Raw genomic sequence first — 26,187 nt, 5'->3', positions numbered from 1 at the left:
GAAAGGGGCGCTGGGGACGCGGCCCGTCAGGTCCATCTCGATAAGGCGCAAATATCGCGATGTAAGTTTGTTGCGGATTGACGCTTGGAGCTGCTGGAACTGCTGCCATGAAAAAACGGACAGCTGCCGCGGCTTGCTGTCCGTTGTGCCGATGCGGGGCGTATGCCTCGCGGGTTCAGGTCACCGCCAGTACTGGCATTTGCTTTCCGCCTTGGTGGTCCAGATCTGCTCGGCTGGCAGCTTCTTGATGATCTTGTAATAGTCCCAGGTGCCCTTGGATTCGGCCGGCGACTTGACCTGCATCAGGTACATATCGTGCACATAGCGGCCGTCTTCACGGATATAGCCCTGGCCGAAGAAGTCGTCGATCTTGGTGCTTTTCAAGGTGGCCATGACCTTGTCGGCATCGAGCGTGCCGGCTTTTTCCACGGCCTTGAGGTAGTTCATGGTGGCCGAGTAGTCGGCAGCCTGGATCTCGCTGGGGCGGCGCTGGGTCTTGGTCATGAAGGCGTCGGCAAACTTGCGCGAGCCATCGTTCATGTCCCAGTACCAGGGGGCGGTGAACTGCATGCCTTCGGTGTTCTTCAGGCCCAGGCTGTGGATGTCGCTGAAGAAGACCAGCAGGCCGGCCAGCTTCATGTTCTTGGTGACGCCGAATTCCTTGGCCGCCTTGATGGAGTTGATGGTGTCTCCGCCGGCATTGGCCAGGCCCAGAATCTGCGCCTTGCTGTTCTGGGCCTGCAGCATGAAGCTAGAGAAGTCGCTGGCGTTGAGCGGCGTCTTGACCGAGCCCAGCACCTTGCCGCCACGTGCTTCGATGATCTTGCTGGTGTCGGCTTCCAGGGCGTGGCCGAAGGCATAGTCGGCCGTCACAAAGAACCAGCTCTTACCGCCCGTGTCCACCACGGCACCGCCCGTGCCCTTGGCCAGGGCCACGGTATCGAAGGCGTAGTGCACGGTATAGGGGCTGCATTGCTCGTTGGTCAGAGCCGAGCTGCCCGCGCCATTGTCGATAAAGACGCGCTTTTTCTCCTGTGCGACCTTGGCCATGGCAAGGGCCGTGGCGGAGTTGGTGCCGCCGAACACCAAGCTGATGCCCTGGGTGTCTATCCATTCGCGGGCCTTGCTGGCCGCGATATCTGCCTTGTTCTGGTGGTCGGCTGTCAGCAGCTCGATGGGCTTGCCCAGTACCTTGCCGCCAAAGTCGTCAATCGCCATCTGTATGGCAACGGCACCGTTTTTGCCTTCCACATCGGCATAGAGGCTGGACATGTCGGTGATGAAGCCGATCTTGACTTTTTCCTGTGCCATGGCGGGAGCCGCGAAGGCCGCCGTCAGGGCGAGAGCCAGCAGGGAAGCAGTGGGCGCAGACTGGGACAAGCGATGCATGGAGTCTCCTGAAAATTATGAGAAATGTGGAGAGAGCGTGCAGCGTCCGGTTGGCGGGTGGCCGCCGTCGCTGCATCGCAGCAAACATGCTAGGGGTGGCGATTGCGTCTGGCATCGGGGCAAGCACTTGCGGGAAATCCCAAGGGATACACCATCTTTGATAGCTGCTAGCGCTTTTTGTTCATAGGTTTCAGATGGATTTATTGCTGAAGTCCATGGATGAAAGGCGCAAATTGCTTTTATTCTGATAGCGATTGCAGCGAGATACCCGCAGCAGCCATGCCACGTGAGCACCATGAAAAAAGCAGCCCGCAGGCTGCTTTGGTGGATGTTTTGGCAGGGATTGCACCTGGCGCTGCAGGCTATGCAGTGCGCGGCGCGCGAATCGCGGTCTTGGGGCGAAAGGCCTTGCAGATCTCGTCATGGGTCTCGAGATAGGGGCCGCCGATCAGGTCGATGCAGTAGGGCACGGCAGCAAAGATGCCGTTGACCTTGGATTTGCCGTCGGCGTCCTTGAGGCCTTCCAGCGTCTCGGCAATCGCCTTGGGCTGTCCCGGCAGATTGATGATCAGGCTGCTGCCGCGTATCACCGCCACCTGGCGCGAGAGTATGGCCGTGGGCACAAAAGCCAGGCTGATCTGGCGCATCTGCTCGCCAAAGCCCGGCATTTCCTTGTGGGCCACGGCCAAAGTGGCCTCGGGCGTCACATCGCGCAGCGCGGGGCCGGTACCGCCGGTGGTCAGCACCAGGCTGCAGCCTGCATCGACCAGCTCGATCAGCGCCGCGCTGATGCCGGCCTGCTCGTCGGGAATCAGGCGCGGCTCGAACTGGATGGGGTTCTTGAGCGCGCGGCTCAGCCATTCCTGCAGCGCGGGCAGGCCCTTGTCTTCATAGACGCCGCTGCTGGCGCGGTCGCTGATGGAGACGATGCCGATCTTCACGGCATCGTGAAGATATACGGATACGGGCGCATCACTCATCGCCGTCATCCTCGGCGCTCGCACCGGCCTTGCCGGCGCTGGCCAGTTGCTCGCGCACCAGTTGGAACAGGTCGCGGTAGGCGCGGCCCTTGCTGACTTCCTTGGGTTCGGCATCGGGGCCGGCGGCAGCGGCCGCTGCGGCGGCTTGCTCCTTGGCCTTGTCGATGTCCTTGCGCGACTGGCGGATCAGCGAGCGCAGCTGCTGCACATCGGTGCCGGGGAAATGCTCCAGCCAGATGGACAGGGCCGCTTCCTCGACGATCAGGCGGTCGCGCCATTGCTCGGCCACCTGCAGCGACATTTTTTCGCTGGCCGAGCCATTGCGCTGCTCGTCCAGCGCCTGCTTCACGGCTGCGACCTGTTCCGGCGTCAGCTTGCGCATGAGCTTGCCGACATATTGCATCTGGCGGCGCTTGCCTTCGAAGTTGGTGATGCGCTTGGCTTCGGCCAGCGCGTCGATCAGTTGGTCGGACAGCTGCAGACGCTTGAAGAGGTCGCTGCGCAGCGTCATCAGCTCCTTGCCCAGATCCTGCAGCGCATCACTTTCGCGCTTGAGGTCGGTCTTGGTGGAATCGTAAGTGCCTTTGAGTTCGGCCTTCAGCTCAAGGTCCAGCTCGCTGCCTTCGGCAACGAACTTTCCGCGAACAAAATAGCCTTTGGTGGGTTTGCGTGACATGGTAAGGGGGCAATATCGGTGGCAGCGCAGAGGGCGCCGCAGTGGCGGCTATCATATCCGCCGCTATGAAAAAACCTCGCTCCAGCAATACAAGCACTTCCAGTGCACAGGCCCAATCCGCACCGCAAGCCGGTTTCAGCTTCAGCCAAGCCTTTTTCGAGGGGCTGGTGGACCAGGCTTTGCAGCATGCCAAAAAGCTGGGTGCGACGGACGCCGGCGCCGAGGCTTCCGAGGGCTGCGGCCTGTCGGTCAGCGTGCGCAAGGGCCAGCTGGAGACCGTGGAGCGCAACCGCGACAAGTCGCTGGGCGTGACCGTCTATCTGGGTCAGCACCGGGGCAATGCCAGCACCTCGGACTTCTCCGAAGCCGCCATCAAGCAGACCGTGCAGGCCGCCTATGACATCGCGCGCTTCACCGCAGAAGACCCGTTTGCCCGCCTGCCCGACAGCGCAGATATCGCGCTGCCCGGCACGCATCGCGATCTGGATCTGTTCCATCCCTGGGATATCACCAGCGAAGCCGCTGCGGAGATGGCGCTGCGCTGCGAGGAGGCCGCCTTCAAGACCCACCGTCGCGTGAGCAACAGCGAAGGTGCGGGCGTCTCGGCCCAGCAAAGCCATTTCTTCACGGCCCATACCAACGGTTTTCGCGGCGGCTACGCCAGCTCGCGCCACAGCATGTCGGTGGCGCCCATCGCCAAGTTGCCCGGCAAGAATGGCGAGATGCAGCGCGACTACTGGTACAGCTCCATGCGCAATGCTGCAGATCTGGCCTCGCCAGAAGCCGTGGGCCGCTACGCCGCAGAGCGCACGCTGAGCCGTCTGGGCAGCCGCAAGATCCCGACCACCGAATGCCCGGTGCTGTTCGAGTCTCCGCTGGCCGCCGGCCTGCTGGGCAGCTTTGTGCAGGCCGTCAGCGGCAGCGCCCTCTATCGCAAGAGCACGTTCTTGCTCGACTCCATGGGCAAGCCCATCTTCCCCAAGCACATCGATGTCGAGGAAGACCCCTTTGTCCTGGGCGGCAAGGGCAGCTCGCCCTTTGACGAAGAGGGCGTGCGCGTGCAGGCTCGCAAGGTGGTCGATGCCGGCCGCGTGGAAGGCTATTTCCTGTCCAGCTACTCGGCGCGCAAGCTGGGCATGAAGACCACGGGCAATGCCGGCGGCTCGCACAATCTGGTCATGACTTCGCGCCGCACCAAGGCGGGTGACGATCTGGATGCCATGCTCAAGAAGCTGGGCACGGGCCTGTTTGTGGTCGAGCTGATGGGGCAGGGCGTGAACTATGTGACCGGCGACTATTCGCGCGGCGCCAGCGGCTTCTGGGTGGAGAACGGCGAGATCGCTTTCCCCGTGGACGAAATCACGATCGCGGGCAACCTCAAGACCATGTTCAAGGGCATTGAGGCCATCGGAGCCGATGCCTACAACTACGGTGCCAAGACCGTGGGCTCCATGCTGATCAATCGCATGAAGGTGGCCGGCAGCTGATCGCTGTTCGTCGCTCCATGAAAAAAGCAGCCCGGCGGCTGCTTTTTTCATTTCTGCATCAGCTCTCGGCTGCGGCCTGAACTATGCAGTGCGAGAGTTTCTCGAAATGCTTGTGGGCATCGGCACTGAGCTCGATCTGCTTGCGTCTGGCATCCTCGGTATCGGCCAGCAGGATCCAGCCTTTCTGGCGCATGGACTTCAGACGGGTGTGAATCGTGGCCGGAGACCCGAGTTCACGCTGGGCCATCAGATCCCGGACGCAAAGACGCTCCTGGCGCGTGCCGGCATTGGCAATTTGCTCCAGCAGGCGTTCCTCCAGTGGATCCAGTGCGGGCAGCACTGGCAGGTTGCGGATGGTCGCTGCCAGGTGCAAAAAGCGTAAATAGATATCGGCAGACAGGGACTTTGGCATGAGAAGGCAAAAACAGACGACGCGCCGCTAACGAAGAGCGAATAAACGGCACTCATAATACTGTGCAGACAGTGAACAAGCTCGGCGGCAGCGCATGAAGAACATTTGGACGCAATTTTCGGTGGCGGTTATCACGGCTTTGCTGTTCCTGGCGATGCTGGCTCTTAATCAGTGGATTTTCTCCGAACTGGAATTTGTCAGGGGCGTCAACTGGATTTACCTGCCTGCAGGCGCTCGTCTGCTTTGTACTCTGCTTTTTGCGGAGGCGGGCGTGGCCGGGCTTTTCGTCGTGTCATGGCTGGTCTGCAACTTCTACTTTTTCCCGGATGACTGGCTGCGGGCATTTGCGGGCGGCATCATGGCCACGCTTGCCCCTTATGGCACCTATTGCGCAGCTCGCAAATGGATGGGGCTCGGGCGATCTCTCAGTGATCTCACGCCGCGTCGCCTGCTGTGGCTCAGTGTCATTTACGGACTGAGCAATGCTTTGCTGCACCAGGCCTGGTCCGTGGTCATAGGGGATGGTTTTCAGATGGACCAGCTTCTGGTGATGATTCTGGGCGACTTCAGCGGCACTTTGATCGTCCTGTATGTATTCAAGGCCTTGCTCATGCTGCCGATCAAAGTGGACCGGTATCTGCTCAAGTAAGACCGTTTGCAGTCCCGGTACTCGATTTGACCGCTTTCGCAGCCAGTCATGACTGATGGCAAGTCATACTAGGGGGCTTGATCTAGAAAATCCAATATCAGTTGTCAGTGTCATGAGTTCTGCATCCTCACCCACCTCCGGCATGAGCCGTCCGGACTGGCTCAGCGCCATCATCGTCATCGTGGTCTGGGGTCTTAATTTCGTGGTCATGAAGTGGGGGCTGGCCAAGCTCTCGCCCCTGCTGCTGTGCGCGCTGCGCTTTGCCGCGGCATCGTTGCCGTTTCTGCTGTTCGTGCGTCCGCCCAAAAATCTTTCCTGGGGTCTGCTGGCCGCCTACGGCCTGGTGCAAGGGGTCGGGCAGTTCGGCCTGCTGTTCACCGGCATGAAGCTGGGCATGCCTGCCGGCATGGCATCCGTGGTGCTTCAGACCCAGGCCTTTATCACCATGCTGCTGGCGGCTGCGTTCTTGCACGAGAAACCGCAGCGCTGGCAATGGCTGGGCCTGCTCATCGCACTGGCAGGACTGCTGCTGATCGGTGCAGCCCATGGCGAGGGGACATCGGATATGACGCTGATCGGTTTTGTGCTGACCGTGGGCGCCGCAGCCATGTGGGCCGGCTCGAATCTGCTGACGCGGATGGCGGCCAAGCAAGGCTCGTATGAGCCGGTGTCCTTCATCGTCTGGACCAGCGTCTTCCCCATGATGCCGCTGCTGTTGCTGTCCCTGTGGGTGGATGGCGCGGATTCGGTGGCTTCGCAGCTGCAGTCCATAGGCTGGAGCGAGCTTGGGGTGATCGCCTATCTGGCTTTTCTGTCCACCTTGCTGGGCTATGGTCTGTGGACGCGGTTGCTGCAGCGCTATGCAGCCAGCACCGTGGCCCCTTTGTCGCTGCTGGTGCCGGTGATCGGTCTGCTGTCGGCCATGCTGCTGCTGGGAGAAGCTCCCAATGGCCTGCAATGGCTGGGCACGCTGGGCGTTCTGCTGGGCATGGTGGTCAACCAATTTGGCGGCAAATGGCGACGCTGAGACACCGGCTGGCTGATAGCCGGGCACACCGCTGCTCTGCCGCAGCGGCTGGTGACTGCCTGGCAGAGTACTTTGCCAGCGCAGCACGGGCTCGCAAGTCAATAGCTGTTGTCGATCAAAGTTTTTTTGAACACTTGGACTGAATCACGAATATTGAATCTCGTTTTCGTCATTATTATTGCCTGCATCCAGATAAAAGCATGACTTTTCCATTCCGGATTCGAGCCGGCCTGGGATGCGAATATGCAAAGGAATAATGATGCGAGAGGGAGATATTGGCGCGATGCCTCCTGAGCTGCAGCTGGCCCAGCTGCAGGCCTTGGACAGGGTCATGGCCATGGCTGAATTTGGCCTGGATGGGTCGTTGCACCGTGCCAATGACAACTATCTGCAGCTTATGGGCTTTACGCGTGAGCAGTCTCTGGGCCGCCCACATCGCAGCTTTTGCTCTGCGCGTCTGGCCGACAGTGCCAGGTATCGGGAAATCTGGACGCATCTGTGCGCAGGCAATGCCTACTCCGGAGTGGTGGAGCGACTACGCAGCGATGGCAGCAGTTGCTGGCTGGAGGCTACCTATTCACCGGTGATGGATGCCCAGGGCCGGGTGATGCATATTCTGAAGATCGCTACCGACGTCACGCAGCGGCGAGCCCGGGAGCAGGCGCAGCAGGAGCACTTGCGTCGCTTGTCCCTGGTGGCCGATGCCTCCGACACGGCAGTGGTCATCAGTGATGGAAGCTCACGCATCGTGCATGTCAACGGCGGCTTTACGCGCATGTTCGGCTGGCGCACCGAGGAGGTCGCGGGGCGCATGCCGATTGCCTTGCTGGCTCCTCAGGCGTCCGAGGCCTTTGTGGACCACTATCGCGCAGAATTGCGCGCCGGCCAGCCTGTGGGGCGTGAGGAAATCGTGGTCGGCAAGCATGGACAGCGCTACTGGGCCAAGGTCATCAGCAACCCCATCCTCGACGCGGACGGGCGCTGGCAATACACGGTTTCGATGCTGACCGATATCACGCGCTCCAAGATGCATGAGGCCTTGCAGCACCGAGTGCTGGAAGCCATGGCGCGCGAGCGGCCGCTGGTGGAGGTGCTGGAGATGGTGTGCCAGGAGGTCGAGAGGATTGCTCCGGAGGTGACGGCATCGATTCTCGAGGTGGATGCCCAGGGGCTGCTTCACCCGCTGGCCGGACCAAGCCTGCCGCATTCTTATTCAGCGCTGCTAGACGGGGTGGCCATAGGGCCGAATGTGGGCTCCTGCGGAACGGCGGCCTGGCGCAACGCGCCGGTGCTGGTGGACGATATTGCACATGATCCGTTGTGGACGGATTTCAAGCACCTGATCCTGCCGCTGGGGTTCAAAGCCTGCTGGTCCACTCCCATCTGCAACAGCGGCGGCAAGCCGATCGGTACTTTCGCGTTCTATTACCGGGAGCAGCTGACCGGGGATGCCTCGGCTTTTCACCAGCAACTGGTGGATGCCTGCATCCATCTATGCGCCCTGGCGCTGGAGCGTGAGCTGTCGCGCGCGCGCATTCGTCAGCTGGCTTTCTACGACGGACTGACCGGATTGCCCAATCGAAGCCTGCTGCAGGCCAAGGCCGATCAGGCGATTGCATCAGCTGCCGGCAATGACGAGCAGTTGGCGGTGCTGTTCATCGACCTGGACCGGTTCAAGCAGGTCAATGATTCTCTGGGTCATCCTGTGGGGGATGAATTGCTGCGCAATGTCGCGACGCGATTACAGCGCGTGCTGCGCAGCTCCGATATTGCCGGGCGTTTGTCGGGTGACGAGTTTGTTGCCGTGCTGCCGCAATGCGATGCGGAGCATGTGGCCAATACCATCGAACGCCTGCAGGAGCTGCTGGCAGAGCCCCTGAATATTGCCGACACCTCGCTGTCCATATCCGCCAGCGTGGGCATTGCAATGTTTCCCATGGACGGCCGGGATATGGAGACCCTGGTGCACCGCGCCGACATGGCCATGTACCAGGCCAAGAGCAAGGGGCGCGGCCGTTTCTGTTTCTTCAGCAGCGAAATGAACCGCTTGGCCCAGGAGCGCCTGGCATTGGAGACTGCACTGCGCAAGGCGCTCAAAAGCGGCGGCCTGCGCCTGCACTATCAGCCTCAGATCGAAATGGCCACCGGCCGTCTGTATGGCGTGGAGGCCCTGGCGCGCTGGACCCATGCCGAGCTGGGCGAGATTTCGCCAGCCCGCTTCATCCCGCTGGCCGAAGAGTGCGGGCTGATTGCCGACCTGGGCAGCTGGGCATTGGAAGAGGCCTGTCGCCAGCTCTCGCAGTGGCGCGCCAAAGGGATGGAAGTCCCCGCGGTGTCGGTCAATCTGTCGCCATCGAGCTTTCACAATCTGGATTTGCCACGAATGATCGCCGACACGCTGGACCGAAACGATCTGGTGCCGCAGGACCTGACCCTGGAGCTGACGGAAAGCATTTTGCTGGACACCAACCCCAGCACCATGAAGACCATCAACGAGGTGCATGCGCATGGAGTGCGCCTGTCCATGGATGATTTTGGCACCGGCTACTCCAGCCTCAGCTATCTGCGCCGGCTGCCGGTCAGCGAACTCAAGCTGGATCGCAGCTTCGTGGCCGATCTTGAACATGACGAGGCGGCTCGGGCGTTGAGCAGTGCTATTTTGGGCATTGGCAAGAGTCTGCACCTGACCGTGGTGGCGGAAGGGGTGGAGACGTCAACGCAGAGCGTGATGCTGTGCGAGCAGGGCTACCCGGTGGCGCAAGGCTTTCTGTTCGCCCGGCCGCTGGCACCGAAGGAGTTTGAGCATTGGCTGGCTGCCAACCCGGCTTCTCCGGTGTCGACCGCGCCAGGCGCCGTCGCTGCATGAACTTGTCGTGCGGAGGTTCGGCACAGATCGCTCCGGCAGCGATGAAGTGATGTGCAGATGTGGCTGAGAGGCCACGCGCATTGTCATGCTGCCCTGGCTTTGGCGGCTGTTCGGCATCTTCGTCAGGATATGCGAGCATGGTTGCAACTTCAACGTTGTGCCTCAAGGCTTCAGTAGGCGGCTCCTGGCAGTGCCGGGGCCGCCACCGTGGCGCCGGCAAACTGGGTACGCAGCTTGCGCGCGGCATTCACGAACATCAACACATCCACACCCACGGCCACAAAGCTGCAGCCGAGTTGAAGGTAGCGCTGTGCCAGCGCGGGGTCCGAGGTCAGCGTACCTGCAGCCTTGCCGCTGGCAACAATGGTCTGCATCGCTGCCTCGATGGCGGCCTGCACCTCGGGGTGGCCGGGGTTGCCGCGGTGGCCCATGGAGGCTGCCAGGTCGGCAGGACCTATGAAGACGCCATGCACGCCGTCCACGGCGCAGATGGCTTCGAGATTTTTCAGGGCCGTGGTGGTCTCGGCCTGCACCAGCAGACAGACCTCGTCGTCGGCCACATTCAGATAGTCGGCGCGGCTGCTCCACTGAGAGGCTCGTCCCACGGCACTGCCGACGCCGCGCACGCCAAGGGGCGGGTATTGCGTGGCGGCCACGATGGCCTGGGCCTGGTCTGCCGTGTCCACCATGGGCACGAGCAGCGTCTTGACGCCGATATCCAGCATCTGCTTGATCAGGGCTGTGCTGCCTTCCACGACTCGCACCACCGGCTGAGCCGGGTGCGGGGCCACGGCCTGCAGTGCGGCCAGGGTGCTGCGCAGATCGTTGGGCGCATGCTCGCCGTCGATCAGCAGCCAGTCATAGCCTGTGGTGGCGGCAGCTTCGGCCAGGTAGGGGGCGGCCATGGACAGCCACAGCCCGATCTGGGGCTGGCGTGCGGCGATGGCGGTCTTGAAGGGATTCAGTGCGGGCATGGGGGTCTCGATTCAGTGAAAGGGCTGAGTGCAGGTGAATAGGCGCGGCGCCTGTAACTGGCGCGGCCCAAGCCAGAGACGCCAAGCAAGAGCCAGGGCTGGCCGCGCAGCTCTTCAGGGTGGTGTCCTGCATTCAATCCAACCCACCTTGGCAGACGTATTTGATGTGCAGGTAATCGTCGAGCCCGTGGGTCGAGCCTTCGCGGCCGTAGCCTGACTCCTTGACACCGCCAAAGGGGGCGGCCTCGGCGGCCAGTGCGCCTTCGTTGATCCCCACGATGCCCGATTCCAGGGCATCGGCGACGCGCCAGATGCGGCGTAGGTCCTGGCTGTAGAAATAGGCGGCCAGACCGAACGGCGTGTCGTTGGCTGCGGCGATGACCTCGGCCTCGTCGTCGAACATGGTCAGCGGGGCCACGGGGCCGAAGGTCTCTTCGCAGGCGCAGGCCATGGCCGCAGTGGCACCCGAGAGCACGGTGGGGGCGTAGTAGGTGGGACCCAGCTCGGGCAGGCGACGGCCGCCCGTGAGCACCTTGGCGCCCTTGGCCACCGCGTCCTCCACATGGCGGGTGATTTTCTCGACCGAGCGGTCGTTGATCATGGGGCCGATCTGCGAGGCCGGGTCGCTGGCCGGGCCCACGTGCAGGGCCGCCACACGGGCGCTGAGTTGCTGGGCAAAGGCCTCGTGCACCGAGCGGTGCACAAAGACGCGGTTGGGGCAGACGCAGGTCTGGCCGCCGTTGCGGAACTTGGCGGCCATGAAGCCGTCCACGGCGGCTGCCACATCGGCGTCCTCGAAAACGATGAAGGGCGCATTGCCGCCCAGTTCGAGCGAGAGCTTTTTGAGGGTGTCGGCGCTGCGGCGCGCCAAGTGCTTGCCCACGGGCGTGGAGCCGGTGAAGGTGATCTTGCGCACGCGGCTGTCATCCAGCCATTGATCGACCACCTCGGGCGTGCGCTCGCGCGAGGCCGTGACGATATTGAGCACGCCGGCAGGCACGCCGGCTTCATGTGCCAGCAGCACCAGGGCCAGCGAGGTCAGCGGTGTGTCCTCGGCCGGCTTGCAGACCACGGTGCAGCCCGCAGCCAGGGCCGGCGCGATCTTGCGCGCAATCATGGCGGCCGGGAAATTCCAGGGCGTGATGGCGGCGACCACGCCCACGGGTTCGAGCAGGGCGAACATGCGCCGGCCCGGCACGGGCGCGGGAATGACTTCGCCATTCATGCGCGTGGCGGCCTCGCCGAACCATTCGATATAGCTGGCGGCATAGGCGACTTCGCCCTTGCCTTCGGCCAGGGGCTTGCCCTGCTCCAGCGAGATCAGCGTGCCCAGATCGTCCTGATGGGCCAGCACCAGATCGTTCCAGCGCTTGATGATGGCAGCGCGCTGCTTGGCCGGCAGCTTGCGCCAGGCAGGCAGGGCCGCCTGGGCGGCGTCCACGGCGGCGCGCGCATCGGCCGCACCGGAATCTGGCACGCTGGTGATGGTGTTGCTCGTGGCCGGATCGGTCACGGCAAAGCTGGCGCCGCTGGCAGCAGGCGTCCAGGCGCCGGCGATGAAGTTGGCGCTGCGCTGCAGTTCGGTGCGTTGCAGTCTGAGTGGCGTGGCGTTCATGGTGAAAATCGCAGAAAGTGAAGGTCGGATAAGGGCGCAAAGCTCTGGAAGATGCGTTTTCTTCAGCTCACGATGCCCAGATGCCAGGGCACGAATTCGTGGTCGCCCAGTCCCAAGGCTTCGCTCTTGGTTGGTTCGCCGCTGGCATGGCGCAGGATCTGCTCGAAGATCTGCTGGCCCAGCTCGGGCACGCTCAGCTCTCCGTCGACGACCACGCCGCAGTTGATGTCCATGTCTTCCTGCAGGCGCTGGTACATGGGCGTGTTGCTGGCCAGCTTGATGGTGGGTGCAGGCTTGCTGCCGAACATGGAGCCGCGGCCCGTGGTGAAGCAGATCAATTGGGCGCCGCTGGCGATCTGGCCCGTGGAGGCCACGGGGTCGTAGCCAGGCGAGTCCATGAAGACGAAGCCGTGCTCGGTGATGGGCTCGGCGTATTCATAGACGGCGCGCAGCGGCGTGGTGCCGCCCTTCATGGCGCTGCCCAGGGATTTTTCAAAGATGTTGGCCAGGCCGCCGGCCTGGTTGCCATGGCCGACCACGCCGTTAAACTGGGCGTTCTGGCCGGCTGCATAGCGTTCCCACCAGGCCAGGCGGTCCAGCAGCTTCTGGCCGACTTCGGGACTGATGGCGCGGCGCGTGAGCATGAACTCCACGCCGTGGATCTCGGGCGTCTCGGACAGAATGGCCGTGCCGCCGTGGCGCACCAGAATGTCCATGGCCGCGCCCAGGCCGGGGTTGGCCGTGATGCCCGAAAAACCGTCCGAGCCGCCGCATTCCAGGCCGATCTTGAGGTGGCTGGCAGCGACGGTGCTGCGCTGGGCCTGGTTGGCGATGGGCAGCATTTCTTCGATGGCGGCAATACCGGCCGCTATGGTGGCGCGCGTGCCGCCCACTTCCTGCATCACCAGGGTGCGCAGCAACTGACCTTCCTTGAGGCCTTGCGAATCCACCAATGCATCGACCTGGTTGCGTTCGCAGCCCAGACCCACGATGAGCACGCCCGCCAGGTTGGGGTGGCGCGCATAGCCGGCCAGGGTACGGCGCAGCACGTCGAAGTGCTCGCTGGGCGAGGACATGCCACAGCCGCTGTTCTGGGCAAAGGCGGCCACGCCATCCACATTGGGAAAGGCTGCCAGCCGCTCGGGCGTGAAGTGGGCGGCGATGCGCTTGATCACGGTGGCCGAGCAGTTGACCGAGGACAGGATGCCGATGAAGTTGCGCGTGCCCACGCCGCCGCCCGCTCGCTCAAACCCCTGGAAAGTGGCGCGCTGTTCTTCGGGCACGTAGTCCACGGGCCGTACGTCGGCACCGAACGAGGGGTCGCGGTAGTAGTCCACCAGCTTGAGGTTGTGGCTGTGCACATAGTCGCCAGGCTCCAGGTCGCGTGTGGCGACGCCGATCACCGTGTCGTACTTCTTGACCTGCTCGCCCTCGGCGATGCGGCGTGCCGCGATCTTGTGACCGGCCGGCACCTGGGCGCGCGTGCGCACTCCCAGCTCGGGAATGTCCTGGCCCAGGGCCAGGGCGGTCTTGGCCACCAGCACATTGTCGTTGGGGTGCAGGTGCAGCAGGGAAGAAGAGGAGGAGAGCATCTTGGAGTCCGGGGATGGCGGGCTTGCGGCGGTGAGGATGCGGTGGGGACGCGGCGCGTCAGCGCATCAGGTCGCGTAGCTTGAGTTTGTCGATGAGCACGGTTTCCTTCTGGTAGATCGTGTTCACATATTTGGCGTAGTCGGGGCCGTCCAGGTAGAGCAAGGGCGCGTCCAGCCTGTCGGCCACGGACTTGAACTCGGGGCTGGCCACGGCCTGGCGGAAGGCATCGCGCAGCTTGGCTTCGACGGCGGGCGGCAGGCCCTTGGGCGCGCCGATGCCGTTGGGCGCATCGACGACCACGTTGTAGCCCAGGTCCTTGAGCGTGGGCACCTCCTTGAAGCGCGGCGTGCGCTGCTCGCCCCAGGTGGCCAGCAGGCGCAGCTTGCCGGCTTCCACATGCGGAGCCCAGGAGCTGGAGTCGGCCAGCGCATCCACATGGCCGCCCAGCACGCCCTGCAGCGCCTCGGCGCCGCCCTTGTAGGGAACATGGCTGAGCTGGATGCCGGCTGCAGCCGCAAACTCCTCCATGCCCACATGGGTGGCGCCGCCAACGCCGGCGTGGGCGTAGGTGATGCTGCCGGGCTTGGCCTTGGCAGCGGCGACGAAGTCCTGCAGGGTCTTGAAGCGCGAGTTGGCCGGTACGGCGATGCCGAAGGTCTGGCCCGAGGTACGCGCGATATAGGTGTAGTCCTTGCGCGGATCGGCCTGCAGCGTGCCAAGCTGGGAGAAGCGCGTGACCGAGATCGGGATCTGGCCGATGGTGTAGCCGTCGGGTTTGGCCGAGGCCAGGGCCTTGGAGCCGATCATGCCGGAGGCTCCGGCTCGGTTTTCCACCGCAATCGCCTGGCCCAGGATGCGGCTGGCCACGGTGCACAGCGCGCGCATAGACTGGTCGGCCGTGCCGCCGGCAGGCCAGGGGCAGATGAAGGTGATGGGGCGCTCGGGCCAGGTCTGGGCCAGCAGGCGGGTGGAACTGCCGAGCGTGGCTGCGCCGAGGGCGCCGAGCACAAAACTGCGTCGGCTGTCGCGTGGGGGGATCATCGCTTGTCTCCTGTCGTTATTTGAACTGCCAGCCCCGATTGTTCAAAACTGCTCCATGACAATCCAATGAAAAGATAGACTCTCTTCATAACTATTAGGTAATAAAGCCCCATGAGCAAGATCGATCGTGTGCTGCGCTCCAACCTCAAGCTGCGCCATCTGCAGTTGCTGGTGGCGCTGGACCAGTTCCGTCACCTGGGCCGTGCGGCCGAGTTTCTGGCAGTGACCCAGCCCGCCGTCTCCAAGACCCTGGCCGAGGTCGAACGCATGCTGGACATGGTGCTGTTCGAGCGCTCCACGCGCGGGACCGAGCCCACGGCAGCTGGTGTCAGCATGGTGCGGTTTGCGCGCTCGGTGCTGGCCGGTTTCGAACGCACGCGCGACGAGATGGTTGCCGAGGCCAGCGGTGCCCGCGGGCGCGCCAGTGTGGGCGCCATGGTGGTGGCCACGCCGGTGCTGCTGGCGCGCGCCGTGGAGCGGTTGAAAGCGCGTTCGGACCAGACCACGGTGATGGTGGAGGAGGGGGACCTGACGCGCTTGCTGCCCAAGCTGCGCCTGGGCGAGCTGGATCTGTTCGTGGGACGGCTGGAGCCCGGCTATGCCGCGCCCGACCTGGAGACCGAGGCGCTGTACGACGATCCCATGGTGGCCGTGGTGCGGCCCGGTCATGCGCTGCTGGCGCCGGGTGCGGCCAGCTGGCAGGCCCTGGCGGGCCAGCCCTGCGTGCTGCCGCCGCCCTGGGCCTCGCTGCGCGTGAAGCTGGAGCAGCAGTTCTATGCCCACGGCCTGCACCCGCCAGCCGACATCGTGGAGACCGCATCCTTTCTCTCGCAGCTGACCTTTGTGCACCAGCGCGGCGCCGTGGCCTTCATGGCGCGTGGCGTGGCCCGCTGCCATGCTGCCCTGGGTACGCTGGCCATGCTGGATCTGGGCGTGCCCATCGATCTGCCGCCCGTCGGCCTGATCACCTTGCGCGGCCAGCCGCTGACGCCGACCACGGGCTTGCTGGTCGAATGCCTGCGCGAGGTTGCAGGGGAGCTGGGCTGAGCCTGGAATGAGCCTGATATAGGGCGGGCTGGCCCTCTGGAGCCGCTCTGCTCTGGCGTGCTACCGTGGTGCAATCCTTGTCCCATGTCTTGAGCCTTGTGCCGGGCATGATTCTTGGTCCAACCATGGAGACCCATCTATGACCGCCTTGCCACCCATGCCCGCACCTTCGGCCGAGCCTGTCAGCGGCCCCGAGGCCTCGGCTCTGATCGATGCCAGGATTGCCGGCCTGGACGACTGGCGCGGCGCCATGCTGGCTCGCGTGCGCGCGCTGATCCACGAGGCCTTGCCCGCCGTGGTGGAAGAGCTCAAATGGCGCGGAACGCCCGTATGGTCGCAGGACGGCTTCCTGTGCACGGGCGAGACCTACAAGGCCGTGGTCAAGCTGACCTTCGCGCATGGCGCGGCCCTGGCCGATCCGGCCGGCCTGTTCAATGCCAGTCTTGAAGGCGCCACGCGCCGGGCCATAGACCTGCATCTGGGCGATGCGCTTGACGCCGCAGCGTTCCAGGCACTGGTGCAGGCCGCTGCGCAGCGCAATGCCCAGGCCCAGTCGGCCAGAAAACCGGCTTCGCAAGCCAAAGCCAAACCGCGGCCTGCAGCCTAGCTCGCCGCAGCCGGTGGCCCTGGGCGTGCAGGCGTGCAAAAGCACCCGGTGCAGGCTCAGCCTGCGCGTGGTGCGTCTTGAATCGGGCCGGCTGCGGCCAGCCCGGAGTCATCAGGCCTTGGCGATGGCCGCGGCGATGGCTTCGCCCACCTCGGTGGTGTTGGCCTTGCCGCCCAGATCGGGCGTCAGCGGACCGGCCTTGATCGTGTGCTCGATGGCGGCCACGATGGTGTCGTGGGCCTGGCGCCAGGCACCTTCGCTACGGCCCAGGAAGTCCAGCATCAGCGCGCCCGACCAGACCATGGCAATGGGGTTGGCGATGTTCTTGCCGTAGATGTCGGGCGCTGAGCCGTGCACGGGCTCGAACAGCGAGGGGAAGGTGCGGTCGGGGTTGAGGTTGGCCGATGGTGCCAGGCCGATGGTGCCCGTGGTGGCAGGGCCCAGGTCGGACAGGATGTCGCCAAACAGATTGGTGGCGGCCACCACATCGAAGCGGCCGGGTTGCAGCACGAAGCGGGCTGTCAGGATGTCGATGTGCTGCTTGTCCAGCGTGACTTCGGGGTAGTCCTTGGCCACATCGTCGGCGCGCTTGTCCCACCAGGGCATGCTGATGGCGATGCCGTTGCTCTTGGTGGCCAGGGTCACGTGCTTCTTGGCGCGGCTCTGGGCCAGATCGAAGGCGTACTTGAGCAGGCGATCGGCGCCCTTGCGCGAGTAGACCGATTCCTGGATGCAGATCTCGCGGTCCGTGCCTTCGAACATCACGCCGCCCAGCGAGGTGTATTCGCCTTCGGTGTTTTCGCGCACCACGTAGTAGTCGATGTCGCCGGGCTTGCGGCCGGCCAGGGGGCAGGGCACGCCTTCGAACAGGCGCACCGGGCGCAGGTTGATGTACTGGTCGAATTCGCGGCGGAACTTGAGGAGGGACCCCCACAGCGAGACATGGTCGGGCACGGTGGCGGGCCAGCCCACGGCGCCGAAGAAGATGGCATCCATGTCCGATAGCTGGGCCTTCCAGTCGTCGGGCATCATCTGGCCGTGTTCGGCGTAGTAGTCGCAGTGAGCCCAGTCGAAATGGTGGAACTCCAGCGGCAGGTCGAAGCGCTTGGCTGCGGCTTCCAGCGCGCGCAGGCCTTCGGGCATGACTTCCTTGCCGATGCCGTCGCCGGCGATGACTGCAATCTTTTTGGGAGTGGACATGGTGCTCTCTCGTGAATGTGTTGGGTGGCGAGGCAGCGGCTCAGCCCGTGCCTGGCGGTATTCTGCACCTTGCATAACTGAATACAATTGACTGATCGTGGCCTGATTGTTTACAGATCGTGCAGAAAATGCCCTCGCCCGAAGACCTGCGTGTCTTCACCACCGTGGTGCGCAAAGCCAGCTTTGCCGAAGCTGCGGCCGCGCACAATGCTTCGCCGGCCTTTGTCAGCAAGCGCATCCGCCTGCTGGAGCAGGAGTTGGGCGTAAAGCTGCTGCATCGCACCACACGGCGGGTCGCTGTCACGGAGCAGGGCGAGCGCGTCTACCACTGGGCGCAGCGCATTCTGGACGAGGTCGAGCATCTGCTGCAGGAGGTGGACGTGACGCGGCGCCAGCCGCGCGGCCTGCTGCGGGTGTCCACCAGCTTCGGCTTTGGCCGCAATGTGGTGGCGCCCGCGCTGTCGCAGCTGATTGCGCAATATCCGGCGTTGCAGCTGCGCCTGGAAGTGTTTGACCGCATCGTCGATGTTGCGGCCGAGGGCTTCGATCTAGACGTACGCGTGGGCGACGAGATCGCCCCGCACCTGATTGCCCGGCATCTGGCCGACAACCACCGCGTGCTGTGCGCGGCCCCGGCCTATATTCAGCGGCGCGGCAGTCCGCGCACGCTCGACGAGCTGGCTGCGCATGACTGCCTGGTCATCAAGGAACGTGACCATCCCTTCGGTGTCTGGAAACTGCGCTCGGGCAGTCAGGAGCGCAGCGTGAAAGTGACCGGGCCGCTGTCCACCAATCATGGCGAGATGGCCGTGCAATGGGCGCGCGACGGCCATGGCATCGTGCTGCGCTCGCTCTGGGATGTGGCGGCCGATCTGCAGGCCGGCAGCCTGCTGCAGTTGCTGCCCGAGTGGCAGCAGCAGGCGAATATCTGGGCCGTTTATCCGACGCGGCTGGAGCGCTCGGCCAAGGTGCGGGTCTGCGTCGAGTTTCTGCAGGAGTTCTTTAGCAAACAGGCTCCCACGGGACTTCGGAATGCTATTAAAAAAGAAGCTGCTATCGAATGATATACATGAATTTCAGAGTCTTTTGAATCTGAAAGATATGTACGGCAAGCGCAAGCAGCTTCTGTTTTTGAGCCTGATGCCGCGTGGCGGCTCAGGCCGGTGGCCAATTACTTTGTCAGCGCGGCCTTCACGGCAGCGGACACCAGGCCCATATCGGCCTTGCCGGCCAGCTGGGCCTTGACGGCGCCCATCACCTTGCCCATGTCGCCAGGGCCGGAGGCACCCAGTTCGGCCACGATGGCCTGCACGGCTGCGGTGATCTCGGCTTCTCCCATGCGTTCGGGCAGATAGACCTTGAGCACTTCCATTTCGGCCTTTTCCACATCGGCCAGATCGGCGCGGTTGGCGGCTTCGAAGGCGGCGATGGAGTCCTTGCGCTGCTTGATCAGCTTGTCGACGATGGCGATGACGGCGGCGTCGTCGAGCTCGATGCGCTCGTCCACTTCCTTTTGCTTCATCGCGGCCTGCAGCAGGCGGATGGTGCCCAGGCGCGCGCTGTCCTTGGCACGCATGGCGGTCTTCATGTCTTCGGTAATCTGGGCTTTCAGGCTCATGGCTTTCTCCTTGGGGTGGGCGAACGGACGCTGACTGTCCATGCGCTGGGAGGTCACTGCGCGGCCGGGCAGGCTTGGCAGTGGCCAGAAAACAAAAAACCCGCGCCTGGCGTCCCGAGCGCGGGTTTGCGGCTGTTTTAAGGCCGACTGGTCCTAATCAACGATTAGTACAGCTTCTTAGGCAGTTGCATGCTGCGAACGCGCTTGTAGTGACGCTTCACGGCAGCAGCCTTCTTGCGCTTGCGCTCGGCTGTGGGCTTTTCGTAGAACTCGCGAGCACGCAGATCGGTCAGCAGACCCAGCTTTTCGATGGTGCGCTTGAAGCGGCGCAGGGCAACTTCATAGGGCTCGTTTTCTTTGACGCGAATGGTAGTCATTTAATTTCCAGATATATCTGTGCTGACAGAGGGTTCTCGGGAAGATCGGGCCTGAGAGCCATGAACAGCGGTTTCCCCGCCACTTTTTAACTAGTATGGCCGACGGGGTAATGCCAGCAAAGTCGAGCATTATAGACCAAGACTTGGGCTGCGTCTTCAATGGGGCGTGAAGCAATCCGGCGTCGGTCGCGCGCGCATGATTTTGCGGCAACAGGCAGGGCGTTGTCGCAGACCAGATCCAGGCGCCGCCATTGTGCCTTTTGGACTATCGGCGCGTTCAAGTCGCGTGTGTTGTGGAGCGAGGCCGGATGCGCAATGCAAGAGCACGGTGCTGCCCAGGCGCCAGGACAGCCGAGCTCGGCTCTGGGGTTTCTTGGGAGTATCGTGTGCACGAAAATTGCATACAGTTTGGAGGCTTTATTTCATGACCGAGGTCAAGGAATAAGTGGGTTTCGTGCTTGTGCGCGTCGCTGTTTTTCTGTGTTCAAGGAGCTTCCATCTTGTCCAGCGCTTCTCATTCCTCATTTATTTCGCGTCGCCAATGGATGGCTTCGGCCGTAGCCGTGCCGGGCTTGCTGGCATTGACGGCCTGTGCCGGCAGGGCCGGAGTTTCCGGGCCTGCCGCATCTGGCGGTTCCCTGGTGGTGGGTGGTCTGTTTGCGGGCTCGCGCAGCGACAAGGGCTTTATGGAGGCTGGCTGGCGCGGCCTGGAAAAAGCGCGCCAGGAGCTGGGCGTGCAGACCCGCTTTCTCGACGGCATGGCGCCCAGGAAGGAGTTGCTGGTGCCGGCTCTTGCACAGCTTGCGGAGCAGGGTGCGCAGCTGGTGATTGCCCATGGCGGGCAGAACAATCAGGCCGCAGCCGAAGTTGCGGCGCGCTTTCCCAGGACCCAGTTCGTCGTGACCCAGGGCGCGGTACAGGGAAGCAATCTCTGCAGCTATGACGTGCTGCAGGAGGAGTCGGCCTATCTGGCCGGCGTGCTGGCGGCGCTGACCACCAAAACCGGGGTGGTCGGCCATATGTCGGGCATTCGCGTGCCCCCGGGACTCAAGGGGCGTGCTGCCTATGCGGCCGGCGTGCGCGATACCGACCCCAGGGTCAAGCTGCTGACAAACTTCTCTGGCGATCAGGACGACAACGCTTTGTCGCACCGCATTGCCAAGGCCCAGATGGCTGCCGGTGCCGATGTGATCTTCACCATGCTCAACTCCGGCCGCGATGGCGTGACCCAGGCCTGCCGCGAGGCGGGCACGCGCCAGATCGGCAATGTGATCGACTGGACTACGGTGGACCCGCAGGTGTTTGTCGCTTCCGCCTGGGCCGATGTGGGCATTGGCGCGTTTTTGGCCGTCAAGGATATGCAGGAGCGCGGTGCGCCCGGCCCGGGCATTCGCAAGATCGGTTTGAGCGACCCGGCCGCCGTACGCCTGACCATGAGCCAGGGCGTGGCCGGCGCTGTGCGCGAGCGCGTGGCCAAGGCGTCGGCTGCCATCGCCTCGGGGCAGCTCAAGGTTCCTGAACACTATGAAGGCAAGGAGTTTTCTGCCTGACCGGATGGTGCGCCGAAGGTGCAGGCAGCAAAAAAGGATGGCTCAGCCATCCTTTTTTTCATGGCGGCAGGCGCTTCGGTTCCAGTCGCTCAAACCATGACTGACTGCTTTTCCGCCATGGCCTGGGCGCAGGCGGCGGCACTGGCCCAGGCCCACTGGAAGTTGTAGCCGCCCAGCCAGCCGGTGATGTCCACCACCTCGCCGATAAAGTACAGGCCCGGCCGGGTCTTGCATTCCATGGTTTGCTGGGACAGCACCTTGGTGTCCACGCCGCCCAGCGTGACCTCGGCTTTTTTATAGCCCTCGGTGCCCGTGGGAGTGATCTCCCAGCGCGACAGCTGCTCGGCCAGTCTGGCCAGGGCTTTGTCGCCGGCCTCGTTGATGGGGCGCTGCAACTCGGGCATGCGGCCGACCCAGGCATCGGCCAGGCGCGCGGGCAGATGGGCGGCCAGCTCGTTGGCCACCAGCTTGCGCGAGTGGAGCTTGGCCTGGGCCAGCACCTCGGCCAGATCCACACCAGGCAGCAGATTGATCTGCAGCGGGGTGCCGGGCTTCCAGTAGCTGGAGATCTGCAACACGGCGGGACCCGAGAGGCCGCGGTGGGTGAACAGCAAATCCTCGTGGAAGCTCATGCGCTCCTTTTTGCTGCCGGTGCTGATTTCCACGGGCAGGGCCAGACCGGCCAGGCCCGCGTAGGGTTGCCAGCCTTCGCCGTCGAAGGTCATGGGCACCAGGCCGGGCGTGCGCTCGATCAGCGGCAGATCGAACTGCTGGGCCAGACGGTAGCCGAAGTCGGTGGCGCCTATCTTGGGAATGCTCAGGCCGCCGGTGGCAATGACCAGGTTGGCGGCCTGTACCAGGCCACGATCGGTTTCAATCTGATAGCTGAAATCGCATTCTGTGTCTTGGTTTGACGGCGAAAGCACTACTTTCTTGACCTGGCAAGGCTGCCAGCGCTGCACGCCGCCCGCGCTGCACTCGGCCAGCAGCATGGCGATGATGTCTTCGGCCGAATGGTCGGCAAACAACTGGCCCTTGTGCTTTTCGTGGTGGGCAATGCCGTGTCTGTCCATCAACGTGATGAAGTCGGCAGGCGTGAAGCGCGAGAGGGCCGAGCGGCAGAACTGAGGGTTCTGCCCCACAAAATGCTTGTGCGGCGCACGCACGTCCAGATCTCGGTTGGTGAAGTTGCAGCGCCCGCCGCCCGAGATGCGGATCTTCTCGGCCACCTTGGGCGCATGATCGATCAGCAGCACTTTCAGGTCCTGCTGGCCGGCCTGGGCCGCGCAGAACAGGCCGGCGGCACCGGCGCCGATGATGATGGCGTCAAAAATCTGGAAGGGGACCTGTGAGGTGGAGGACACGGCGGGCAGGGCGATGGAGCAGGAACAAGGCCGCGATTGTCCCAGATGCCTCAGATTTTGGGATCGTCCACCACAAAGCCCCAGAAATCGTCGTCGCAGTGAATGCAGCGGACCGTAAAGTGATTCAGGTCACGGGCGTGAAGCCAGATCAGGCCCAGCTTGGAGTCGCACAGTGCGTCGGCCTGATCGGCGAGGCTGAGTGTCGCAATATGATCCAGCTCCATATTGCCGAAGAACTCCTGCAGATCGCTGGCTCCCAGAAAAAGGTCGTGGTCCAGACTGCCGATCTTTCCTTTGTGCCGACCATGCAGAACTTCCACAAATGGGTTGCCACCCTGGTCGTGGCCAATGACTACGAACCAGCGGGCCAGCAGAAATTCGGATTGCACGGTTTTCAGGTCTTCCTGATGCTGTTGCGCGCCAAAGCTGAAGAGGCCGGCAAAGTTGGCGTGGCTTTCGCTGGCAATCTCGGTGCTGTCATGAAGATAGCTGGCGTGGTCTGACGCTTGCTCCAGCGCATACATGGAAAAGCCGTTCTGCGTGATCAGAAACTGCGCATAGGCATCTGAGAAGCCAATGTGCGCCTGCAGCGCTGCTACTTCCTGTGCGCTGGCTGCGGGCTGGCCGAAGGGGTTGGGAAACAGAACTTGCAAGGCGCACTCCTGAAACTGGCATCATGGTGCAAGTGGATACTTGTTTATACCTGCAGCCCGTTGTCCCATTGGGGTATGCGCAAGGGCTCAGCGTGCGTCCTGGATCACTTCTAGAATCGCGCCCCATGAATACACCATCCCACCAGCTGAGCATGACCGTGCTCATGTCGCCTGACATGGCCAACTTCTCCGGCAATGTGCACGGGGGCGCCATCTTGAAATTGCTGGATCAGGTTGCCTATGCCTGCGCCAGCCGCTATGCGGGCCGCTATGTCGTGACGCTGAGCGTGGATCAGGTGATGTTTCTGCAGCCTATCCACGTCGGTGAGCTGGTGACTTTTCTGGCCAGCGTGAACCACACCGGCAAGTCGTCCATGGAAATCGGCATCAAGGTGATTGCCGAGGAGATTCGCAGCCAGGTGGTGCGCCATGTGAACAGCTGCTTCTTCACCATGGTGGCCGTGGACGATGACAAAAAGCCTGCCCCCGTGCCCCCGCTGCAGCTTGAGACCGACGAGGAAAAGCGTCGCTGGGACGCCGCCATCGTTCGCAAGGAACTGCGCAAGGAGCTGGCCGAGCGCTTCGCCGAGACTCGTACTCCCTGAGTCGAGGCGGCGCTTGCGGCCCGCCCGGGCTGCAGGACAGCCCGGTGACGGTCCTGGCTCAGGCCGCCGCTGATTGCTGCAAGGCCTGAGGCTGGTTCTGCCAGGCGGCGATGCCCTGGACCACATCGCCGACGACGATGATGCTGGGGCTGCCCAGCTGATGGTCGGCAATGCTCTGCGGCAAATCCTTGAGAAAAGTCAGCGCATGGCGCTGCTGCGGCAGGCTGGCATGCTGGATCACGGCCACGGGCGTGCTGCCGGGCAGGCCGCTGAGCAGTTCGTCGCTGATGCGCTCGACGCTGCTCACTCCCATATAGATCACCAGCGTCAGCTTGGCAGCATGGGCCGTGGCGGCGATCTGGCGCCAGTCGGGGCCGCTGTCGCCGGGCTTGGCATGGCCGGTCATGAAAAGCACGCCATGCGCGCGGTCGCGGTGGGTCAGTGGGGCGCCCAGGCTGGTCAGGCCTGCGAGGCCGGAGGTGATACCGTTGATGACATCCACCTCGATGCCGGCCTCACGCAGATGTTCGACCTCTTCGCCGCCACGGCCAAAGATGAAGGGGTCGCCGCCCTTGAGGCGCACCACGCGTTCGCCGTCCTGCACGGCCGCAATCATGAGCTTTTCGATAAAGGCCTGGGGGGTGCTCTTGCAGCCGCCGCGCTTGCCCACATAGACCACGCGCGCACTGGGCGAGGCGTGGCTCATCACATCATCGCTGACCAGATCGTCGACAAACAGCACGCTGGCTGCGGCAATGGCCTTGGCGGCCTTGATGGTCAGCAGCTCGGGGTCGCCGGGGCCGGCACCCACCAGGGTGCAGGAGCCGCGCTGATCGGGGTTGTGGGAAATGGCAGTCATTGTGGAGTCTCAGTCGGGGCTGCGGCAGTCGGGGCTGCGGTTATAGGCTTGCAGTGCGGCGCGGCTGGCGGCAGCGTCGGCATCGGTGACCTGCATGGCCTGGTGCAGGGCTTGTATCTGTTCCAATTGTTGCGCGATCGGCGCCGGCACAGGCAACTGGCCGTTCAGAATGTCCAGCGTCAGCCGGGCTGTCTGCTCGGCATTCAAATCTTGTTCCGGGGCACTGATCTCGTTGCCGGATGCGAGCTGGCTGCTGTGCAGGGAAGAGCGCTCAAAGCAGATTTCTCCGGCAATCACACCCGTGCTCACGGGTTCGCGGTGGGGGGCGGCCACGGCCTCGCCTTCCGTGCCGCGCACCAGCAGCGCACTGGTCGCGCGCATGGCCAGCGTCTGGAGCATGGGCTGGGCATAGGCCGGGTGGGTATAGCTGGCCAGCAGCAGCCCGGATTGCGCGGTGCTGCTGCCATAGATAGGGTCCAGCAGTTTGACGATGCTGTGCGCGGGGTTGCGCAGGCCCATCTGGCGGCGAATCTGCAGCAGCCGATCCAGCGGCGCCAGCAGGTGACGGGTCTGCATCCAGACCTTGTCACCAGGCTCCAGAGCGATGGGACGCTCTATGACCGTCCAGCCCAGTTGCCGCCATACCTCGGCCGTGCCCAGGCGCTTGTCCTCGGTATGGCTGCCGTGTACCAGCACCGGCAGTCCTTTCTGCGCCAGCAGACCAGCCAGCAGCGGTGTGAGGTTGGCCAGCTTGCGCGAGCCGTTGTAGCTGGGGATGACCACCACGGGCCGGGCCTTATGGGCCTGCGGCCACACGGGCAAACGTTGCTGGGTCGCGTCGAGAAAGCCTGCCAGCTCTTCGGCGCTTTCGCCCTTGAAGCGCATGGCAATGCAAAAGCCGCCGAGCTCCAGATCGCTGACCTTGCCGTCCAGCACCTGCCCCATCAGATCGCAGGCCTGGGTCCGCGAAAGAGAGCGCGCGCCCTTGGTGCCGCGACCGATTTCCTTGATGTAGTGGCTGATGCTCATGATTAACGTAATTGTCGCTATAAAAACCATGAGTTGTCAGACGATTTGGTTATATAAATCAAACCGGCTGTGCTCGAGACTCCGTCGCTCCCTGTTGCGCCAGCTGTGCAGCCAGGGCCTGCAGCTGCGATTGCGCGAGCTGGGCGACAAGGTCCAGCATGGGGTTGCTCTTGAGCGCATCGGCAGACGCCAGGACGGCGAGCCGGCTGACCTGACGCGAAGCCCGAAGCGGCCGGAACACGATCTGCTCGCGGTGGAACATCGCGAAGGATGCAGGCACGATGGCCACGCCCAGACCGCAGGCCACGAGCGCCAGCACATTCACCAGCTGACCGGCTTCGTGGCGTATCAGCGGAGTGAAGCCGGCCTCGGCGCACAGCGCGACCGTGGGGTCGAAGTAGTCGGTGTCCTGATGCGGGTGAAGCCCACAATGAGCGAAGCCGTCACAGGACGCAGCGGCCTGCAGGAGGCCCTGTCCAGGGCGCAGGCCGCCTCAATGGTCTATAGCCCGGGAGGGGCTTGCGTAGTGAATGAACATTGATCACATTTCGGGACACAGGGCGCGCGTA

General features: G+C 63.5%; 25 protein-coding genes. 9 read left to right on the top strand and 16 right to left on the bottom strand.

All coding sequences use genetic code 11. The annotated features are described in order from the left end of the window. Positions 1-180 precede the first annotated feature (180 nt). The 3 genes from FSY45_RS20740 to yjgA all read right to left on the bottom strand — a co-directional run bounded on the left by FSY45_RS20740 (position 181) and on the right by yjgA (position 3,045). Complete coding sequence (locus FSY45_RS20740) at positions 181-1,389, bottom strand: ABC transporter substrate-binding protein (protein WP_046460891.1); 1,209 nt, start codon at positions 1,387-1,389, stop codon at positions 181-183. A 362-nt stretch (positions 1,390-1,751) separates the two neighbouring features. Further along, on the bottom strand, positions 1,752-2,369 hold the full coding sequence (mog, locus tag FSY45_RS20735) for a molybdopterin adenylyltransferase (protein WP_046460930.1): 618 nt from the start codon (positions 2,367-2,369) through the stop codon (positions 1,752-1,754). After that, complete coding sequence (gene yjgA, locus FSY45_RS20730) at positions 2,362-3,045, bottom strand: ribosome biogenesis factor YjgA (RefSeq protein WP_034409367.1); 684 nt, start codon at positions 3,043-3,045, stop codon at positions 2,362-2,364. The genes mog and yjgA overlap by 8 nt, the downstream gene beginning before the upstream one ends. A gap of 65 nt (positions 3,046-3,110) precedes the next feature. On the opposite strand from yjgA, the gene pmbA reads away from it, so the two are divergent. Next, positions 3,111-4,532, top strand: a complete 1,422-nt coding sequence (gene pmbA, locus FSY45_RS20725; protein ID WP_046460890.1) for a metalloprotease PmbA — start codon at positions 3,111-3,113, stop codon at positions 4,530-4,532. 58 nt (positions 4,533-4,590) lie between these two features. On the opposite strand, the gene FSY45_RS20720 is transcribed toward pmbA, so the two are convergent. Next, positions 4,591-4,944 carry a hypothetical protein gene (locus tag FSY45_RS20720; RefSeq protein ID WP_003069365.1) on the bottom strand — a complete coding sequence of 118 codons (354 nt, stop codon included), beginning with the start codon at positions 4,942-4,944 and terminating at the stop codon, positions 4,591-4,593. Positions 4,945-5,038: 94 nt separating this feature from the next. Between FSY45_RS20720 and FSY45_RS20715 the strand changes: the two genes are divergently transcribed. The 3 genes from FSY45_RS20715 to FSY45_RS20705 all read left to right on the top strand — a co-directional run bounded on the left by FSY45_RS20715 (position 5,039) and on the right by FSY45_RS20705 (position 9,486). Then, entirely contained in the window at positions 5,039-5,593 is a 555-nt protein-coding gene (locus tag FSY45_RS20715) for a hypothetical protein (RefSeq protein WP_003069368.1), read from the top strand. A 112-nt stretch (positions 5,594-5,705) separates the two neighbouring features. Next, on the top strand, positions 5,706-6,620 hold the full coding sequence (locus FSY45_RS20710) for an EamA family transporter (RefSeq protein ID WP_046460889.1): 915 nt from the start codon (positions 5,706-5,708) through the stop codon (positions 6,618-6,620). A gap of 259 nt (positions 6,621-6,879) precedes the next feature. After that, positions 6,880-9,486 carry an EAL domain-containing protein gene (locus FSY45_RS20705; RefSeq protein ID WP_046460929.1) on the top strand — a complete coding sequence of 869 codons (2,607 nt, stop codon included), beginning with the start codon at positions 6,880-6,882 and terminating at the stop codon, positions 9,484-9,486. Positions 9,487-9,656: 170 nt separating this feature from the next. Here FSY45_RS20705 and hpaI read toward each other — a convergent pair whose 3' ends face one another. The 4 genes from hpaI to FSY45_RS20685 form a co-directional block, all read right to left on the bottom strand. After that, positions 9,657-10,460, bottom strand: coding sequence for a 4-hydroxy-2-oxoheptanedioate aldolase (hpaI, locus tag FSY45_RS20700; RefSeq protein ID WP_046460888.1), 804 nt, complete (start codon positions 10,458-10,460; stop codon positions 9,657-9,659). A gap of 133 nt (positions 10,461-10,593) precedes the next feature. Continuing rightward, positions 10,594-12,075 (bottom strand): NAD-dependent succinate-semialdehyde dehydrogenase, encoded by a 1,482-nt coding sequence (locus FSY45_RS20695; protein WP_046460887.1) that lies wholly within the window; start codon positions 12,073-12,075, stop codon positions 10,594-10,596. A 62-nt stretch (positions 12,076-12,137) separates the two neighbouring features. Continuing rightward, complete coding sequence (locus FSY45_RS20690; RefSeq protein ID WP_003069384.1) at positions 12,138-13,667, bottom strand: UxaA family hydrolase; 1,530 nt, start codon at positions 13,665-13,667, stop codon at positions 12,138-12,140. A gap of 58 nt (positions 13,668-13,725) precedes the next feature. Beyond that, on the bottom strand, positions 13,726-14,709 hold the full coding sequence (locus tag FSY45_RS20685; protein WP_046460886.1) for a tripartite tricarboxylate transporter substrate binding protein: 984 nt from the start codon (positions 14,707-14,709) through the stop codon (positions 13,726-13,728). Positions 14,710-14,820: 111 nt separating this feature from the next. Between FSY45_RS20685 and FSY45_RS20680 the strand changes: the two genes are divergently transcribed. Together FSY45_RS20680 and FSY45_RS20675 are read left to right on the top strand one after the other, a co-directional pair. After that, a complete protein-coding gene (locus tag FSY45_RS20680; protein ID WP_148748370.1) occupies positions 14,821-15,756 on the top strand; it encodes a LysR substrate-binding domain-containing protein in 936 nt (311 codons plus the stop codon). A gap of 139 nt (positions 15,757-15,895) precedes the next feature. Continuing rightward, positions 15,896-16,363, top strand: coding sequence for a DUF1801 domain-containing protein (locus FSY45_RS20675; protein ID WP_046460884.1), 468 nt, complete (start codon positions 15,896-15,898; stop codon positions 16,361-16,363). Positions 16,364-16,474: 111 nt separating this feature from the next. Here the strand turns inward: FSY45_RS20675 and FSY45_RS20670 are convergent, their stop codons facing one another. After that, positions 16,475-17,563, bottom strand: coding sequence for a tartrate dehydrogenase (locus tag FSY45_RS20670; RefSeq protein WP_046460883.1), 1,089 nt, complete (start codon positions 17,561-17,563; stop codon positions 16,475-16,477). 128 nt (positions 17,564-17,691) lie between these two features. Here FSY45_RS20670 and FSY45_RS20665 point away from each other — a divergent pair, with 128 nt between their 5' ends. Continuing rightward, positions 17,692-18,627, top strand: a complete 936-nt coding sequence (locus FSY45_RS20665) for a LysR substrate-binding domain-containing protein (RefSeq protein WP_046460928.1) — start codon at positions 17,692-17,694, stop codon at positions 18,625-18,627. 107 nt (positions 18,628-18,734) lie between these two features. Here the strand turns inward: FSY45_RS20665 and FSY45_RS20660 are convergent, their stop codons facing one another. Further along, positions 18,735-19,181, bottom strand: a complete 447-nt coding sequence (locus FSY45_RS20660; RefSeq protein ID WP_012839308.1) for a GatB/YqeY domain-containing protein — start codon at positions 19,179-19,181, stop codon at positions 18,735-18,737. Between the two features lie 164 nt (positions 19,182-19,345). Beyond that, complete coding sequence (rpsU, locus tag FSY45_RS20655) at positions 19,346-19,558, bottom strand: 30S ribosomal protein S21 (protein ID WP_003052999.1); 213 nt, start codon at positions 19,556-19,558, stop codon at positions 19,346-19,348. Positions 19,559-20,058: 500 nt separating this feature from the next. On the opposite strand from rpsU, the gene FSY45_RS20650 reads away from it, so the two are divergent. Continuing rightward, positions 20,059-21,108, top strand: a complete 1,050-nt coding sequence (locus FSY45_RS20650) for a BMP family protein (protein ID WP_223305644.1) — start codon at positions 20,059-20,061, stop codon at positions 21,106-21,108. A gap of 89 nt (positions 21,109-21,197) precedes the next feature. Here the strand turns inward: FSY45_RS20650 and FSY45_RS20645 are convergent, their stop codons facing one another. Then, the gene (locus FSY45_RS20645; protein ID WP_046460881.1) at positions 21,198-22,472 is read right to left on the bottom strand and encodes an NAD(P)/FAD-dependent oxidoreductase; all 1,275 of its coding nucleotides are present in this window, start codon (positions 22,470-22,472) and stop codon (positions 21,198-21,200) included. Between the two features lie 50 nt (positions 22,473-22,522). Continuing rightward, positions 22,523-23,125: an SMI1/KNR4 family protein gene (locus tag FSY45_RS20640; protein WP_046460880.1), complete on the bottom strand. Its 603-nt coding sequence runs from the start codon at positions 23,123-23,125 to the stop codon at positions 22,523-22,525. A gap of 125 nt (positions 23,126-23,250) precedes the next feature. Here FSY45_RS20640 and FSY45_RS20635 point away from each other — a divergent pair, with 125 nt between their 5' ends. Beyond that, a complete protein-coding gene (locus FSY45_RS20635; RefSeq protein ID WP_003053005.1) occupies positions 23,251-23,730 on the top strand; it encodes an acyl-CoA thioesterase in 480 nt (159 codons plus the stop codon). Between the two features lie 58 nt (positions 23,731-23,788). Here FSY45_RS20635 and cobA read toward each other — a convergent pair whose 3' ends face one another. Genes cobA through FSY45_RS20620 form a run of 3 tightly spaced genes read right to left on the bottom strand, consistent with a single transcriptional unit; the run spans position 23,789 to position 26,084 of the window. Continuing rightward, the gene (cobA, locus tag FSY45_RS20630) at positions 23,789-24,589 is read right to left on the bottom strand and encodes a uroporphyrinogen-III C-methyltransferase (RefSeq protein ID WP_046460879.1); all 801 of its coding nucleotides are present in this window, start codon (positions 24,587-24,589) and stop codon (positions 23,789-23,791) included. A 9-nt stretch (positions 24,590-24,598) separates the two neighbouring features. Beyond that, positions 24,599-25,618, bottom strand: coding sequence for a DNA-binding protein YbiB (ybiB, locus tag FSY45_RS20625; protein ID WP_046460878.1), 1,020 nt, complete (start codon positions 25,616-25,618; stop codon positions 24,599-24,601). A 58-nt stretch (positions 25,619-25,676) separates the two neighbouring features. Continuing rightward, the gene (locus FSY45_RS20620) at positions 25,677-26,084 is read right to left on the bottom strand and encodes a LysR substrate-binding domain-containing protein (protein ID WP_223305647.1); all 408 of its coding nucleotides are present in this window, start codon (positions 26,082-26,084) and stop codon (positions 25,677-25,679) included. Between the last annotated feature and the right edge of the window lie 103 nt (positions 26,085-26,187).

Origin of the sequence: Comamonas sp. Z1 (assembly GCF_008121555.1) — a bacterium.
Taxonomy (GTDB): Bacteria; Pseudomonadota; Gammaproteobacteria; order Burkholderiales; family Burkholderiaceae_C; genus Comamonas; species Comamonas thiooxydans.
This window is presented reverse-complemented; position numbering and strand designations above follow the sequence as displayed.

Excerpts from the sequence above, each read along its gene's own strand:
- FSY45_RS20705 (WP_046460929.1), top strand. The coding sequence starts at position 6,880 with ATGCGAGAGGGAGATATTGGCGCGATGCCTCCTGAGCTGCAGCTGGCC.
- FSY45_RS20695 (WP_046460887.1), bottom strand. The coding sequence starts at position 12,075 with ATGAACGCCACGCCACTCAGACTGCAACGCACCGAACTGCAGCGCAGC.
- FSY45_RS20660 (WP_012839308.1), bottom strand. The coding sequence starts at position 19,181 with ATGAGCCTGAAAGCCCAGATTACCGAAGACATGAAGACCGCCATGCGT.
- FSY45_RS20680 (WP_148748370.1), top strand. The coding sequence starts at position 14,821 with ATGAGCAAGATCGATCGTGTGCTGCGCTCCAACCTCAAGCTGCGCCAT.
- hpaI (WP_046460888.1), bottom strand. The coding sequence starts at position 10,460 with ATGCCCGCACTGAATCCCTTCAAGACCGCCATCGCCGCACGCCAGCCC.
- ybiB (WP_046460878.1), bottom strand. The coding sequence starts at position 25,618 with ATGAGCATCAGCCACTACATCAAGGAAATCGGTCGCGGCACCAAGGGC.
- FSY45_RS20675 (WP_046460884.1), top strand. The coding sequence starts at position 15,896 with ATGACCGCCTTGCCACCCATGCCCGCACCTTCGGCCGAGCCTGTCAGC.
- FSY45_RS20720 (WP_003069365.1), bottom strand. The coding sequence starts at position 4,944 with ATGCCAAAGTCCCTGTCTGCCGATATCTATTTACGCTTTTTGCACCTG.
- yjgA (WP_034409367.1), bottom strand. The coding sequence starts at position 3,045 with ATGTCACGCAAACCCACCAAAGGCTATTTTGTTCGCGGAAAGTTCGTT.
- FSY45_RS20685 (WP_046460886.1), bottom strand. The coding sequence starts at position 14,709 with ATGATCCCCCCACGCGACAGCCGACGCAGTTTTGTGCTCGGCGCCCTC.
- FSY45_RS20635 (WP_003053005.1), top strand. The coding sequence starts at position 23,251 with ATGAATACACCATCCCACCAGCTGAGCATGACCGTGCTCATGTCGCCT.
- FSY45_RS20690 (WP_003069384.1), bottom strand. The coding sequence starts at position 13,667 with ATGCTCTCCTCCTCTTCTTCCCTGCTGCACCTGCACCCCAACGACAAT.
- cobA (WP_046460879.1), bottom strand. The coding sequence starts at position 24,589 with ATGACTGCCATTTCCCACAACCCCGATCAGCGCGGCTCCTGCACCCTG.
- FSY45_RS20670 (WP_046460883.1), bottom strand. The coding sequence starts at position 17,563 with ATGTCCACTCCCAAAAAGATTGCAGTCATCGCCGGCGACGGCATCGGC.
- pmbA (WP_046460890.1), top strand. The coding sequence starts at position 3,111 with ATGAAAAAACCTCGCTCCAGCAATACAAGCACTTCCAGTGCACAGGCC.
- FSY45_RS20740 (WP_046460891.1), bottom strand. The coding sequence starts at position 1,389 with ATGCATCGCTTGTCCCAGTCTGCGCCCACTGCTTCCCTGCTGGCTCTC.
- FSY45_RS20710 (WP_046460889.1), top strand. The coding sequence starts at position 5,706 with ATGAGTTCTGCATCCTCACCCACCTCCGGCATGAGCCGTCCGGACTGG.
- FSY45_RS20665 (WP_046460928.1), top strand. The coding sequence starts at position 17,692 with ATGCCCTCGCCCGAAGACCTGCGTGTCTTCACCACCGTGGTGCGCAAA.
- rpsU (WP_003052999.1), bottom strand. The coding sequence starts at position 19,558 with ATGACTACCATTCGCGTCAAAGAAAACGAGCCCTATGAAGTTGCCCTG.
- FSY45_RS20715 (WP_003069368.1), top strand. The coding sequence starts at position 5,039 with ATGAAGAACATTTGGACGCAATTTTCGGTGGCGGTTATCACGGCTTTG.
- mog (WP_046460930.1), bottom strand. The coding sequence starts at position 2,369 with ATGAGTGATGCGCCCGTATCCGTATATCTTCACGATGCCGTGAAGATC.